Raw genomic sequence first — 14324 nt, 5'->3', positions numbered from 1 at the left:
CTACATATAGATGTTTGAATTCCTACAACCACTATATATGGGTAATGGCAGAAGTGACAGTCAACTAATTTGACTTAGAACAAGGAAATCGACGTTAGGTCTATTCCCTGCTCAGTGCGTCACAAAAACGATATTTTTATGTGACTTATTGTGCGGATAAAGCGTGATGTGGGCCGAAATGTTTTAACAGGAAATCAACCCAAACACGGACTCTGGGTGGTAAATCGGCAGAAGCATAATAAAGCCATACTGGGGTCGGGGCGGGCCAGTAACTCACCAATACCGGCATAAGGCTGCCATCGGCAAAGTGTGGCGCTGCATGCCATTGTGCCACATAGGTGATCCCCATATCCGCTAATGCGGCATGTAGCAGCATATCCGGCTGGGAAGAGATCAAACGACCTGATAACTCTAAGGATTGAACCTCATTATTCTGCTGCAATTGCCATTTTACTCTCCGGCCATTTGATGGATTACGGTGTATTAAACACTGATGTTGATAGAGATCCTGTGGGTTGGCGGGTGAACCATTGCGGGCCAGATAAGCAGGGGATGCCGCCAGCAGCATTTGCATTGGGTAAAACTGACGAGCAATCAAGCGGCTATCGGGATCGATGCGAGTGCCGATGCCGACATCAAATCCTTCTCCGACCAAATTCACCACTCTGGCCTCCAGTGAAAGATCCAAATCAATCTGCGGATAACGCGCCATAAATTTTGGAATAAGTGGCATCAACAGTTGGCGGCCAAAGCCGGGAATGACACTGACCCGCACCGTACCACTGGGTTGTTGCTCATCATTACGTACCGTATCCAGAGTGTTGGAAAGTGCCTGCCACAGTGGTGCCACTCGTGCCAATAATGTTTTGCCTTCATCCGTTAGCACCACGCTGTGGGTATTGCGCTGAAACAGACGTAGCGCCAGTTTTTCTTCCAGTACACGAATATTCTTGCTGACCGCAGCAGGTGTGATACCTAGCTGCCTGGCTGCGGTGGAGAAGTTGTCACTCTGAGCTGCGGTGAGAAAAGCGGGCAGTAAACGATGAATATCCAGAGGCAGCGACATAGTGGTTGATACCTTTAGTTGAAATTAATGTGACTGATAGCAGCCTACACCGACCAGCCGGAAAATGAAAAAATAGGTTTATCAAACTGGTTGGAGAAGTGCTATGCCCGCTATTTTAGTCTTAACATCCCATCGTCACCCGGATGAGTCTCGTATTAACCGTCGGTTGATAGAGGCCATCCGCCCATTAGCGAATGTCACGGTGCATGAATTGATGCGTGAATACCCTGATTTTCAGATAGATGTGGCGCGGGAACAGGAGTTGTTGAAGTCACATGATGTGATTGTGATGATGTTTCCGTTTTACTGGTACAGCTCACCGGCTATTTTAAGTGAATGGCAGGATGCGGTATTAACCCATGGTTTTGCCTACGGCAGTGGTGGCAATAAGCTACAGGGTAAGCCGTTGCGGTTGGTGGTCTCCACTGGAGGGAAGGCTCAGGATTATACGCCACAGGGATATAACCGTTATCCGGCGTTAGATCTGTTATTGCCCTTCCATGCCATGGCGAACCTAACCGGAATGGATTATTTACCACCGTTTTTGGTGCAGGGGGCAAATGAGATGGAGGAGGAGACGTTGGATGGCTATGTTCAGGGTGTGGTGGGGTTGATGAAGGGGTTTTAGTCACTAGTCCTGGTGGTAAGTGATCCGGTTCATTATTTTGGTTGATTTGGTGATTTGGTGATTTGGTGATTTGGTGATTTGGTGATTCGGTGCTCGGATTTGGTTGTTAGAGTAGATCGGATCATTATTTCGGTTGATAATCGTTCAGTGCTCAATTCATTTCCGCCACCTCAACCGAGTTAAGGCCCATAAGCGTGGGCCTTAACAATCCGCGCTTGCGCACGTATCGCTGGCCTGCTGCGCAGGTACCCTCAATCATCGTTCCGGCTAACGGACGGCTTTATTCGCGTCCCTGCTCATGACGCCTCAACCCGCCGTCCTTGGCGGGTTGCCTTGTCTACTCTCTTCACTCGGCGGCTCAAATGTGCTTTTAAACATCAAAACCTAAAGAAAAGGTTTTGATTTTGACGTTGGGCGCAATCAGGAATATTGCCGACAAAGATTGCAGGCCGAATGAGCTGCATGGACGCGGCGAAAGGGGCTGTCGAGCTGGGAGCGAGTCGGCCCCGGTTCGATTAGCCTGCAAGCGGCCGGAGGGCATGGCGAAGCCACAATATTTCGCGCAAGCGCGGGATTCCACAAGGGGGCGCGCCCGCCCCCTTTGGCGGTTGAGGCGACTAAGGTTAGGTTAGCCGTAAAGTTATAACAACCGAATCCGAGCACCGAATCAACCGAAACAGTGATCCGATCTATTCTATAAACCAAAACTTAACCCTCGAGTGAACGGCAAAACGCTATCCCATAAAATGCTCAGCCAGCTCTAAATCCCGCCGGGCAAACTCTCTTACTATCTTCCCGCTCTCCATCAGGGCCGCACGTTCAGACATATGGGCCACCACATCGCTGTCGTGGCTGACCAATAAATACGTCATGCCATGTTCGCGTTTCAAGTGATTGAGTAAATTGAGGATTTCCGCCTGAACCGACATATCTAATGCTGAAGTAGGTTCATCCAACAACAACAGTTTAGGGCGCAGCAGCAAGGCGCGGGCAATAGCAATGCGTTGGCGCTGGCCGCCAGAGAACTGATGAGGGTAACGCTGGGCGGCAGAAGCAGGCAGACCTACTTGCTCTAATGCACTTACAATTCGCTGCTGGATATTCTTTTCACCGTGAATCTGTAATGGCTCACCCAATGTGCGTTGAATATTATGCTGAGGGTGCAGCGAGGCATAGGGGTCTTGAAACACCATCTGCACATCTTTACGCAGTTGGCCGGTGAAACGTTGCCCTGGCCGTAACGGCGTACCCAGCAAGGTTATCTCTCCTTGCCATTCTCGCTGTAGACCGGCCAAAGTACGTAATACTGTAGATTTACCACAACCGGATGCGCCGATCAGGCTGAAGGTTTCACCCGCTTCAACCGCAAAGCTTACTGATTCAACTGCGGTTTTCACCTGATTTCTCTGCGGAAAACTGACCCGGAGATTATTGACTTCAATCAGTGCCATGGGAACCTCCAGAGAAATCAGCGCTGCGATCTAATACTGGCAAGTCAGTGCCATAGGTACCGGCACTCGGACGGCAGGCCCATAACGTATGGGTATAAGGATGAGTTGAATAAGGCAAATCTGCCGCCGCCCCTTGATCGACCAGTTTCCCTTGATACATCACCAGCACGCGATGGCAATGCTCAGCGACCAACGGCAAATCGTGGCTTATTAACAGTAAACTCATATTGCGCTGCTCGGTTTGTTCAACAATCAATTCAAGAATTTGATTACGCAGTTTGGCATCCAAGGCTGATGTTGGTTCGTCGGCAATTAATACTCGTGGGTTATTCACCAACGCTATAGCTAACATTGCCCTCTGGCCCATTCCGCCGGAGAGTTGACCAGGATAGCTGTGGTAAGCACCTTCATTCAGCCCGACGGCGGCCAGTGCATTTAATACTCGTTCATGAGCATCGGCCCCTGAAAGAGCATTATGTAACAGCAGGGATTCTTCAATTTGCTTACCCACGGTTCGCACCGGATTCAGTGCGTAGCGGGGATCTTGCAGCACCATAGCAATTTCACTGCCACGTAACGCCCCCCACTGTTTCGGCTTAAGGGATGTCAAATCGTGTTCGACGATCTTACCGGGATTTCCTTGTTCATCGGTATTGTCAGAGTAATAACTCAGCTTTTTGGCGCTGACTTTGCCCGGTGAGCGAACTAACCCCATCAGTGCTCTGGCAGTAATGGATTTACCGGAACCGGATTCACCGACCAGTGCTACGCGCTCATGGCCGAGCTGGAAGGAGATATTATCCACCACCCGCTGTTGTTTAAAGTCGACACTCAAGCCTTCAACGGCGAAAATTTTATCAGTCATGGTGAGGGTCCAAAATATCGCGCAGGCCATCGCCTAACAGATTAAAAGCCATGCTGCTGAGCAAAATGGCGCAGCCTGGAATCGCGGCGATCCACCATTGATCGAAGATAACCTGCATTCCGTCGGCAACCATTGATCCCCATTCGGACATGGGCGGTCTGGCTCCTAGCCCGAGGAAACCTAACCCGGCAGCGGCCAAAATAATGCCAGCTAAATCCAGCGCCAGACGCACCACCGCCGAGGGGAGACACATGGGTAAAATATGGCCCCACAACAGCCGAAGACCTTTAATTCCCATCATTTCAGCGGCGGCCAGATAATCACTTTTGCGCAATAATTGGATCTCGGCTCTGGCCTGACGGGCATAGGCCGGCCAGGTAGTCAGCGCCAATGCCAATGCACCGTTAATCAAACCGGGGCCGAGCATCGCCACGAAGGCAAAGGCCAGAATCAGCCGTGGCATCGACATCACTACATCAGTGATGCGCATCAAAATGCGTTCGAGCCAGCCACCGTAATAGCCGGACAGCACGCCGACCAGCAACCCCAATGGTAGCGTGATCACGGTAACCAGCAGTACCAGCCCTAAGGTTGGGCGGGTGCCGTAAATCAGGCGCGACAGCATATCGCGGCCATAACTATCAGTACCGAGCCAGTGGTGTGCACCTGGCGGTAATAAACGGTCGGCTGCGTTTTGCCAGTTGGGATCTTGTGGCGCTAACCACGGAGCGAAAATCGCAATGATCACCAGCGAGGAGAGAATAAACAGCCCAATGCTGGTGGAGGGGGAACGCTTTAGCGCGTGGCAGAAGGTTATCATCGACATATCAACGCGTTCTCGGATCCAGCAGGCGGACCAGCAGATCCGTCACATTGTTAATCAAAATAAAGCAGATACCTAGCAGCAGTGTCCCGCCCATAATCGCGGTGGTATCGCCAGCAAATAGTGCGCTGGTCAGGTAACGGCCAATACCCGGCCAGGCAAAAACGGTTTCGGTTAACACCGCGCCTTCCAACATACTGGTATAGGCCAGCGCAATCACGGTCAGTAATGTGCCACGGATATTGGGTAGTACATGCATCAGCAGAATTCGCATTTCGCCCGCGCCTTTCGCTCGCGCCAATGTAATGTACTCTTTATTCAACTCGCTCAGACAGGCTGAGCGGGTCAGGCGGGTGATACTGGCTAGGGCATAATAAGAAAGCAGGGAAACCGGCAAAATTAAATGGGCGATGGCATTACTAAAGGCACCAGCATCATCGGAGCGCCAGGTGTCGATCAGCGCAAACCCCGTCTTCGCTTCCACAGTATATTGATAAATATCGTCAAGGCGGCCGGGGCCCGGGCTCCATTGCAGGCGCGCATAAAACAACAGCAACATCAGCAGGCCAAGCCAAAATATAGGTACCGAGTTACCCAGCAGGGTGATAAAGCGAATCGTGGCATCCAGCTTGCTGCCTGCCCAGCGGGCGCACAACAAGCCGAGGATAACCCCCAGTGCTGCGCCAATCACTAATGACAAGGTGGCCAATTCTAACGAGGCAGGGAAAACTGTCAGCAGATCCTGTAACACCGGTTGGCCGCTGGCACTGGCAGTACCCAGATCGCCATGCAGCAGCCGCACCAAATAGTGCCAGAACTGTACGGCTAATGGCTGATCCAGCCCAAGTTGGTGTTTAACTTGCTGATAGGTAGCCTCACTGGCGTGGTCCCCCACGATTTGTAATACCCTATCTACCGGCGACAGCGCCGACAGGAAAAAGGTAATTACCAGCAGACCGAATAAGGTCAGGGCCAGGGTAAATAAACCCTGTAAAAACCCCCAAAGACGACGCCGGGATTGGGTTCCCGGCGTATTATTTAGTGCTACAGACATCGACTAGCAACTCACTATTTCACAAATAAATTTATCAATATATCAACCAGCTATGCCCAAGAACTTGGCGTTACAGGTAGGCGGCAAGTGAACGAGTCCCGATGAGCTTACACTGGTAAGTGATTCGGGTAAGTTCACGCAGCTAACAACCCTGCAACTTCAAGTACGCAGGGAATAGGCTATTTGCTGACACGGTCATAATAGACCATATCCGCATTCAGACCTTGCTGGTAGCCTTTTACGTTATCGCGCAGCACAACTTGTGCTTTGGCTTGATCAATAAAGATATAAGGCGAGTTCTGTTGCAGCTCTTGTTGCAACTGGGTATAGAGCGCAGTGCGTTTCGCCGGATCGGCTTCTGCGACGGCGGCCAGTGTTTGTTTATTCAGCTCAGGAATAACCCAACCGTTTAAACCGGCAACAGTGCTGCTCTTGCCGTCGTTATAGGCAAAGGCGCTGGCATTGGAGTGCGCATCAAAGTAATCCGGGATCCACAAGCGGATAGCCGACTGATGTTGTTTAGCGCGGACTCGACCATATACTTGGCTGCCTGCTGCTGGCAGTAACACCAGTTTCACGCCACCTTGGGCAAAGCTTGCCTGTAACGACTGAGCGATAGTGATAAACGGAGGTTTGTTCTCAACATCCAGTGTCAATGTGGCATCTTTAATGCCTGCTTTGGCCAAAATCTCTTTAGCTTTAGCCGGATCAAAGGTGAATGGATTGCTTTCGAGAGCACCTGGTAAACCGACCGGCAGGAAACTTTGATGCACGAAATATTGGCCTTTCAGCAGATCTTTGGTAATTCCTTCATAATCAACCAAATAGCGTGAAGCGAGCCAAAATTCAGGTTTGCTCAATAGTGGGTTAGCAGGGTTGGCGGTGTTGAATACCAAATAGTTTTGTTCCGCTGAAGGGATCTCAACCACCTTAACGCCAGCTTGTGTTTTCAGCGCGGCGGTCTGATCTGGTCCCAATTCACGGGCAATATCGGCATCACCCTGCTGAATAAGCAGGCGGCGGGCACTTGGGTCCGGTACGTTCTTGATAATAATATTTTTAATCAGCGGTTTATCACCCGGAGATGTCGGGTTGGCATCCAGCACGATGGCTTGGTGCGGCTGATATACCCGCATTTTGAACGGACCACTACCGGCGGAATGCATTTTCAGCCAGGCATTACCATAGTCGTTTTCTTTAACATTGGCGGTGACGGCTTTCTTATCAACAATTGAGGCGATTGGGGTTGATAAGATATTCAGAGCAACCGCTGGGCTGACATCAGCGCTCCAGCTCAGTTGAACGGTCTTGTTATCAATCTTTTTCAGATGTTGATCGATGTTGCTAGCATCCCAGCCCAGTACGTTAAGGATGAAAGCCGGTGAACGGTTCATTTTTATCGCACGGGTAAAGGAGTAAATCACGTCATCGGCCTGCACTGGATTACCAGAAGCAAATTCAGCCTGCGGACGTAATTTCACGGTAAGGGTTTTGGCTGCGGCATCACCTTGCCAACTTTCAGCAAGGATCGGCACCACTTTTGCCGGATCATCACGATCAGCCTGTACCAGCCGCTGGTAGAGACTTGGAACCGTTTGAATACTCGACAGTTCATTACTTTCAGCCGGATCAAGGCTGACGATATCATCCAGGGATTGTACTACGACCAGAGTATCTGGTGGCGTTGCTGCCAATGCACCGCCAGATAGTGCTGTCAAAACCAATAATGACAGAATTTTAGCTTTCATTGTGACTCCCCGAAATGGGCTACAACCACGAATGTTTTTCGCGTTAATAGCAAGTATAGATAGTTAACATCGCTAGGAAATTATTGTTTTTTCGACTATTTCATCGCAGTTTCTCACGATAATGGCTTTACTGTCTGTGGTCAAAGTCTCAACAGTTATTTGTTATAACAATTAGTGATAAAAAAATTTTACAAAAACGTAATGATTATTAATTCGCCCAGCAGCAGCACAATCTTTATTCCAGATTAATAAATGTTAAACACTTCCCACTAAATGAACAGTGAACTGGTTATAATGAAACGTTATTTCATTTTATTTACACGAAAGGGAAAGCCATGATTACCGGAAATATTCATCATTTGGAATTGTTGCCTTATCTGCCTGCACAATTAAAAGAAGCTATTGAGTATGTGAAGAGCCATATCACCGCAGAAACCCCATTGGGTAAGCATGATATTGATGGTAATAATCTATTCGTATTGATCTCCAATGACTGCACGGATTATCTGGAAAATCGCCGTGCGGAATATCACGCTAAGTATCTGGATATTCAGATTGTTTTGGCGGGCGTCGAGGGGATGACGTTCAGTAATCAGCCTGCCGGTAAGCCGGACACTGACTGGTTAGCGGACAAAGACATCGCTTTTTTACCGGCGGGTGTTGATGAGAAGCAGTTTGTCATGCAGACCGGTGATTTTGTGGTGTTCTACCCAGGTGAAGTGCATAAACCACTGTGTGCGGTGGGGGAACCGGCTAATGTGCGTAAAGCTGTTGTGAAGATATCTGTAAAATAAGCTATTTCACTTGTCAGCTTGAACTTCGGGCAGTGCTCGCCGCCGTCACATACTCCGTGTATGCTCCGTTGGCTGCGCGCTGTCCGCACTCAATCTGCCTGCGCCAATAACGCTTATTGATTAGATGTGAAAATAATTAAAAGCCGACACATCAGATGATCGGCCCTGTTATGTTTAGTCTTGACCCAATGTCGCGACCATCACTGCTTTGATGGTATGCAGGCGGTTTTCTGCTTGATCAAATACGATGCTGTGAGCAGATTCAAACACCTCTTCGGTAACCTCCATTCCCCCCGGCAAATCATACTGTTCGGCCATTTGTTTGCCCACGGTAGTTTGGTCATCGTGGAACGCAGGCAGGCAGTGCAGGAATTTGACCTGCGGGTTACCAGTGAGTTTTACCACCTCCATATTGACCTGATAAGGTTTCAGTAAGGCAACACGTTCTTGCCACACCTCTTTCGGCTCACCCATTGACACCCAAACATCGGTGTACAGGAAATCAGCGCCTTTTACCCCTTCGGCAATATCTTCTGTCAGTGTTATTTTTCCGCCCGTTTTCTGTGCCTGCGCCCGACAAGCCGCCACCAGACTGGCCTCTGGCCAACATGCTTTTGGTGCAACCAGGCGTAGATCCATCCCGACCAGCGCCGCCGCCTCCAGCATGGTGTTACCCATGTTGTTACGTGCATCTCCAAGATAGGCAAATTTCATTTCACTCAGCGCCTTACCCGGCAAATGTTCTTGCATGGTCAGCAAATCAGCCAGTAGCTGGGTTGGATGGAATTCATTTGTCAGACCATTCCATACCGGGACGCCGGCAAATTCGGCCAACGTTTCAACGATTTGTTGCCCGTGACCGCGATATTGGATACCGTCATACATGCGGCCTAGCACTCTGGCGGTATCTTTAATTGATTCTTTATGCCCAATTTGGCTCCCACCTGGGCCGAGGTAAGTCACGCGAGCACCTTGATCATATGCGGCAACTTCGAAAGAGCATCGGGTACGAGTTGAGTCTTTTTCGAAGATGAGCGCGATATTCTTACCTGCTAATTTTTGCTGCTCACAGCCTGATTTCTTGGCTTGCTTGAGTTCAGCAGCTAGGTCCAGCAGGGCCGTAATCTCGGTGGGGGTAAAATCCAGTAACCTTAGAAAGTGACGTTTATAGAACTGACTCATCTGTTCATCTCCATTTGCCCTTCATATTTGCTGTCTGGCTACAACACCAATTATTGGGGGGATTAATTGAACTTCAATGTGAATTTAAATTCAATTTATACGTATAAATATTCAATTACAACCCTAATCAATAAATCTTTCTCGTTTATAGTGGAGGCATTAGCGTGGGTGTGGGAAAATAGCATCATACAAAGCCCATTGACTGAGGATAAAGGCATGGCAAACCGCGAAATGCTGGACGAACAACGTGACGAGACCCGCCTGATCATCGAAGAACTGCTAGACGATGGCAGTGACCCAGATGCGCTATACACCATTGAACATCACCTTTCCGCTGAGAAGTTCGACGTGTTGGAGAAGGCTGCCGTTGAAGCATTCAAGCTGGGTTATGAAGTGACAGATGCTGAAGAGCTGGAAGTGGAAGATGGCTCATTAGTGATGTGTTGTGACGTGATCAGTGAAGTTGCACTAAATGCTGAAATCATTGATGCACAGGTTGAACAACTTATTGCACTGGCCGAAACCTGTGGCGTTAACTACGATGGTTGGGGCACCTACTACGAAGACCCGAACGCCGAAGATGACGAAGACGGTGATTTCGACGGTGAAGAGTTGGTGGACGAAGACGACGACGGTAAGCGCCACTAAATTACCCTTCGTCCTTGACGCTATAGCGGTGTTAGCTGCACTCACTCACCCGAATCACTGACTTGAGTCAGCTCATCGGGATTTGCTCGTTTGCTGCCTTGCTATAGCGCCAATGACTTTGGGTAATTGCCTTGGTGCTTGATGCTATAGCGGTGTTAGTGGCTCTTACTCACCCGAATCACTGACTTGAGTCAGCTCATCGGGATTTGCTCGTTTGCTGTCTTGCTGTAGTGCCAATGACTTTGAGGAATCCCCTTTGCTCTTGGCGCTATAGCCGCGTTAGCGGCATTTTCCAGCTAATACTATCAGGGCGCTTGATGCGCCCTGAATAATCACAGTTTTTTTAGCATCGTCACTTCGCAGTCCACATGGCCGGTATTGCCCATCGAACAGTCAATATGCTCAAAACCCAATTTCTCATATAAGCCAATGGCGCTGGTCAGGCTGGCAGTGGTTTCCAGATAGCAGCGACCAAAACCCTGCTGACGAGCAAACGCCAACGCTTGTAACGCTAACTGTTTTGCCAAACCTTTACCGCGTAATATGGGCAGGAAATACATTTTCTGCAATTCACACAGATCGGCTTCGCCACCTGACAACGGTGCTACGCCGCCGCCGCCAGCGATATTACCGTCGACCTCGATCACCCAATAAGCGCTACGTGGCTGACTATATAGCTCAAACAAGTGATCCAGATTAGGATCAGATACGGTATAGCCTTTATCTGCGGTCAAGCCGAATTCAGCCGAAACATCACGGATAACATTGGCGATAGCGAGATTGTCTGCGACGGTGATAGGGCGCACCAGCAGACGGATCGGTGTGGCAGTGGTCATGGCGTATTACTCTATAAACCAATGGGTAATAACATAGTAATAATCTGTAATACCATCTATACCCGTCATACTTCAAGCTGTATGTGCGTTGGTTGCACTCAATAACCCGAATCACTTACTACCAGTAAGCTCATCGGGATGAATGAGGCTCATCCTGCGAGCTAGCATAAATGCTGTTCAAATCGGTTCCCGACCGATTTGTCTCTCGCTTGCCGTCTTCCTACAACTCGGATTATTTATGGTATGACACTGAATGAATGTAATGATAAAAAAAACAGCGGCTAAATAATTAGCTCGCTGTTCTTATCAGGCTGTCGGGACTCGGGTTAATTACAGAGCAGCGATGACTGCCTGCTGTTCAATTAACTTTTGTTTGGCTTCAGCACAGGCCGCCATTCTTTCACGCTCTTTGGCAACTACCGCTTCAGGCGCGCGCGCCACAAAGCCTTCGTTACCCAGTTTGCTTTCGATACGCTCAATCTCGGCTTCCAGTTTTGCGACTTCCTTAGCCAAACGATCCAGCTCAGTAGCTTTATCGATCAAGCCCGCCATTGGAATCAGCACTTCTGCGCCTTCAACCAGTTTGGTCACCGACACCGGGCCTTTATCACCATCAGCGAGCAGAGTGAGAGAGGACAAGCGTGCCAGCGACTGGATGAAACTCTGGTTTTCCAACACACGGCGCTGAGCTTCAGCACTGGCTCCACGCAGTATGACTTCCAGCGGCTTACCTGGCGCGATGTTCATCTCTGCACGGATATTACGCACCGCAATGATGGTTTGCTTGATCCACTCCAAATCACTCAGGGCTTTCTCATCTACCTGGCTGGCATCATATTCTGGGAAAGGTTGTAGCATAATGGTATCTGCTGTAATGCCTTTCAGGGTTTTAACCCGCTGCCAGATAGTTTCAGTGATGTAAGGAATGATTGGATGCGCCAGGCGCAGCAATGCTTCCAGCACCTCAATCAGGGTATGACGGGTACCGCGCAGTTCAGCATCAGAACCACTGTTCATCACCGGCTTGGTCAGCTCCAGATACCAGTCACAGAACTGGTTCCAGGTAAACTCATACAAAATACCCGCCGCTAGATCGAAGCGGTAAGTATCCATCGCTTCACGGTAGGCTTTGATGGTCTGATTGAATTCCGCCAGAATCCAGCGGTCAGCCAGTGATAGCACCATTTCGCCGCCGTTCTGCCCGCAATCTTGTCCTTCAGTATTCATCAGCACGAAACGGCTAGCATTCCACAGCTTATTACAGAAGTTACGATAGCCTTCCAGGCGTTTCATGTCCCAGTTGATATCACGGCCGGTAGAGGCCAGCGCTGCCAGCGTAAAGCGCAGGGCATCAGTGCCGTGCGGTTCAATACCGTTCGGGAACTGTTTCTCGGTGCGCTTGCGGATTTTTTCCGCCAACTGTGGCTGCATCATGTTACCGGTACGTTTTTCCAGCAACTCTTCCAGTGAAATACCGTCAACCATATCCAGTGGGTCGATGACGTTACCTTTCGACTTGGACATTTTCTGCCCTTCGTCATCGCGAATAAGACCGGTCATATAGACGGTCTTAAACGGCACCTGCGGTTTACCATTTTCATCTTTCATAAAGTGCATGGTCATCATGATCATGCGGGCAATCCAGAAGAAAATAATGTCGAAACCACTGACCACAACACTGGTCGGGTGGAAGGTTTTCAAGGCATCGGTTTGCTCAGGCCAGCCCAATGTGGAGAATGTCCACAGACCGGATGAGAACCAGGTATCCAGCACGTCTTCGTCTTGACGCAATGCCACGTCTGCGCCCAGATTGTTTTCGCGGCGCACTTCAGCTTCATCGCGGCCGACGTACACTTTACCTTGCTCGTCATACCAGGCCGGAATACGGTGGCCCCACCACAGTTGGCGAGAGATACACCAATCCTGAATGTCGCGCATCCATGAGTAATACATGTTTTCGTACTGCTTAGGCACGAACTGAATTTCACCGTTTTCTACCGCTTCAATGGCAACTTTAGCCAGCGGTGCCGTGCGTACATACCATTGGTCGGTCAGCATCGGCTCGATAACCACGCCGCCACGGTCGCCATAAGGCACCGTCAGGTCGTGCGGTTTAACCTCTTCCAGCAGGCCAAGTTTATCAAATTCAGCGACGACAGCTTTACGGGCAGCAAAACGTTCCAGACCCTGGAATTGTTCTGGGATTGCACCGCTGCAAGCATCGGTAGCTTCACCGTTAGTATCAAACACTTCAGCTTCAGCACGGATATCACCGTCGAAAGTCAGAATGTTGATCATCGGCAGGGCGTGACGTTTACCTACTTCATAGTCATTAAAATCGTGCGCTGGGGTGATTTTCACGCAACCAGTGCCTTTTTCCATATCGGCATGTTCGTCACCGAGGATCGGAATACGGCGGCCAACTAACGGCAGGTAAACTTCTTTACCGATCAGATCTTTATAGCGCGGATCTTCCGGGTTCACTGCAACACCGGTATCACCCAATACGGTTTCCGGGCGAGTGGTGGCGACCACCAGATAATCTTTACCTTCGGCGGTTTTGGCACCATCGGCTAGCGGATAACGCAGATGCCACATGGAACCTTTGGATTCGCGGTTTTCTACTTCCAGATCAGAAATAGCGGTGCGCAGTTTTGGATCCCAATTCACCAGGCGCTTGCCACGGTAAATCAGATCTTCTTTGTGCAGGCGAACAAACACTTCTTTAACTGCATTAGACAGGCCATCGTCCATGGTGAAACGCTCACGTTCCCAATCCACAGAGTTACCCAGACGGCGCATCTGGCGAGTGATGGTGCCGCCTGACTCGCCTTTCCACTGCCAGATTTTATCGATAAACGCATCGCGGCCATAATCGTGGCGGGTTTTGCCTTCTTCTGCGGCAATCTTACGCTCAACCACCATTTGGGTTGCGATACCAGCATGGTCGGTACCCGCCTGCCAGAGGGTATTTTTCCCCTGCATGCGCTGGTAGCGAATCAAGGTATCCATAATCGTCTGCTGGAAAGCATGGCCCATATGCAGGCTGCCGGTTACGTTTGGCGGCGGGATCATGATGCAATAGCTTTCTTTACTGGTATCGCCGTTCGGTTTGAAATAGCCCTGTTTTTCCCAGTGTTCATACAGCGGCTGTTCGATTTCTTGCGGGCTGTATGTTTTATCGAGGGACGGCTCAGTTTTGTCGATATTAGAAGGTGTGTTTTCCATT

General features: G+C 49.8%; 12 protein-coding genes. 3 read left to right on the top strand and 9 right to left on the bottom strand.

Annotated elements, in window-relative coordinates; all coding sequences use genetic code 11:
* Positions 1-145 precede the first annotated feature (145 nt).
* Positions 146-1066 (bottom strand): LysR family transcriptional regulator, encoded by a 921-nt coding sequence (locus A6J66_014015; GenBank protein PNM25199.1) that lies wholly within the window; start codon positions 1064-1066, stop codon positions 146-148.
* 103 nt (positions 1067-1169) lie between these two features.
* Between A6J66_014015 and A6J66_014010 the strand changes: the two genes are divergently transcribed.
* A complete protein-coding gene (locus A6J66_014010; protein PNM25198.1) occupies positions 1170-1694 on the top strand; it encodes an oxidoreductase in 525 nt (174 codons plus the stop codon).
* Positions 1695-2428: 734 nt separating this feature from the next.
* Here the strand turns inward: A6J66_014010 and A6J66_014005 are convergent.
* From A6J66_014005 to A6J66_013985, 5 genes are all read right to left on the bottom strand, one after another.
* Positions 2429-3145, bottom strand: a complete 717-nt coding sequence (locus A6J66_014005; protein ID PNM25197.1) for an ABC transporter ATP-binding protein — start codon at positions 3143-3145, stop codon at positions 2429-2431.
* Positions 3132-4010: an ABC transporter ATP-binding protein gene (locus A6J66_014000; protein ID PNM25196.1), complete on the bottom strand. Its 879-nt coding sequence runs from the start codon at positions 4008-4010 to the stop codon at positions 3132-3134. The genes A6J66_014005 and A6J66_014000 overlap by 14 nt, the downstream gene beginning before the upstream one ends.
* On the bottom strand, positions 4003-4836 hold the full coding sequence (locus A6J66_013995) for an ABC transporter permease (GenBank protein PNM25195.1): 834 nt from the start codon (positions 4834-4836) through the stop codon (positions 4003-4005). The genes A6J66_014000 and A6J66_013995 overlap by 8 nt, the downstream gene beginning before the upstream one ends.
* A 1-nt stretch (position 4837) precedes the next feature.
* Complete coding sequence (locus A6J66_013990; GenBank protein ID PNM25194.1) at positions 4838-5887, bottom strand: ABC transporter permease; 1050 nt, start codon at positions 5885-5887, stop codon at positions 4838-4840.
* A 179-nt stretch (positions 5888-6066) separates the two neighbouring features.
* Complete coding sequence (locus A6J66_013985; protein PNM25193.1) at positions 6067-7635, bottom strand: ABC transporter substrate-binding protein; 1569 nt, start codon at positions 7633-7635, stop codon at positions 6067-6069.
* Positions 7636-7970: 335 nt separating this feature from the next.
* Here A6J66_013985 and A6J66_013980 point away from each other — a divergent pair, with 335 nt between their 5' ends.
* Complete coding sequence (locus tag A6J66_013980; GenBank protein ID PNM25192.1) at positions 7971-8429, top strand: YhcH/YjgK/YiaL family protein; 459 nt, start codon at positions 7971-7973, stop codon at positions 8427-8429.
* Between the two features lie 174 nt (positions 8430-8603).
* Here the strand turns inward: A6J66_013980 and argF are convergent, their stop codons facing one another.
* Positions 8604-9611 carry an ornithine carbamoyltransferase gene (gene argF / locus A6J66_013975; protein PNM25191.1) on the bottom strand — a complete coding sequence of 336 codons (1008 nt, stop codon included), beginning with the start codon at positions 9609-9611 and terminating at the stop codon, positions 8604-8606.
* Positions 9612-9827: 216 nt separating this feature from the next.
* On the opposite strand from argF, the gene A6J66_013970 reads away from it, so the two are divergent.
* Positions 9828-10259, top strand: coding sequence for a ribonuclease E inhibitor RraB (locus A6J66_013970; GenBank protein PNM25190.1), 432 nt, complete (start codon positions 9828-9830; stop codon positions 10257-10259).
* A gap of 332 nt (positions 10260-10591) precedes the next feature.
* Here A6J66_013970 and A6J66_013965 read toward each other — a convergent pair whose 3' ends face one another.
* Both A6J66_013965 and A6J66_013960 read right to left on the bottom strand, forming a co-directional pair.
* Positions 10592-11095: an N-acetyltransferase gene (locus A6J66_013965; GenBank protein PNM25189.1), complete on the bottom strand. Its 504-nt coding sequence runs from the start codon at positions 11093-11095 to the stop codon at positions 10592-10594.
* 330 nt (positions 11096-11425) lie between these two features.
* A complete protein-coding gene (locus A6J66_013960) occupies positions 11426-14323 on the bottom strand; it encodes a valine--tRNA ligase (protein PNM25188.1) in 2898 nt (965 codons plus the stop codon).
* Position 14324: the final 1 nt, after the last annotated feature.

The organism is Yersinia enterocolitica, assembly GCA_002082245.2.
Lineage (GTDB): Bacteria > Pseudomonadota > Gammaproteobacteria > Enterobacterales > Enterobacteriaceae > Yersinia > Yersinia enterocolitica_E.
Note: the sequence above shows the minus strand (reverse complement) of the source record. Positions and strands in the feature narration are given on the sequence as shown.

Bases quoted from the DNA above. Each gene is read 5' to 3' on its own strand.
- A6J66_014015 (PNM25199.1), bottom strand. From the start codon at position 1,066: ATGTCGCTGCCTCTGGATATTCATCGTTTACTGCCCGCTTTTCTCACC.
- A6J66_014010 (PNM25198.1), top strand. From the start codon at position 1,170: ATGCCCGCTATTTTAGTCTTAACATCCCATCGTCACCCGGATGAGTCT.
- A6J66_014005 (PNM25197.1), bottom strand. From the start codon at position 3,145: ATGGCACTGATTGAAGTCAATAATCTCCGGGTCAGTTTTCCGCAGAGA.
- A6J66_014000 (PNM25196.1), bottom strand. From the start codon at position 4,010: ATGACTGATAAAATTTTCGCCGTTGAAGGCTTGAGTGTCGACTTTAAA.
- A6J66_013995 (PNM25195.1), bottom strand. From the start codon at position 4,836: ATGTCGATGATAACCTTCTGCCACGCGCTAAAGCGTTCCCCCTCCACC.
- A6J66_013990 (PNM25194.1), bottom strand. From the start codon at position 5,887: ATGTCTGTAGCACTAAATAATACGCCGGGAACCCAATCCCGGCGTCGT.
- A6J66_013985 (PNM25193.1), bottom strand. From the start codon at position 7,635: ATGAAAGCTAAAATTCTGTCATTATTGGTTTTGACAGCACTATCTGGC.
- A6J66_013980 (PNM25192.1), top strand. From the start codon at position 7,971: ATGATTACCGGAAATATTCATCATTTGGAATTGTTGCCTTATCTGCCT.
- argF (PNM25191.1), bottom strand. From the start codon at position 9,611: ATGAGTCAGTTCTATAAACGTCACTTTCTAAGGTTACTGGATTTTACC.
- A6J66_013970 (PNM25190.1), top strand. From the start codon at position 9,828: ATGGCAAACCGCGAAATGCTGGACGAACAACGTGACGAGACCCGCCTG.
- A6J66_013965 (PNM25189.1), bottom strand. From the start codon at position 11,095: ATGACCACTGCCACACCGATCCGTCTGCTGGTGCGCCCTATCACCGTC.
- A6J66_013960 (PNM25188.1), bottom strand. From the start codon at position 14,323: ATGGAAAACACACCTTCTAATATCGACAAAACTGAGCCGTCCCTCGAT.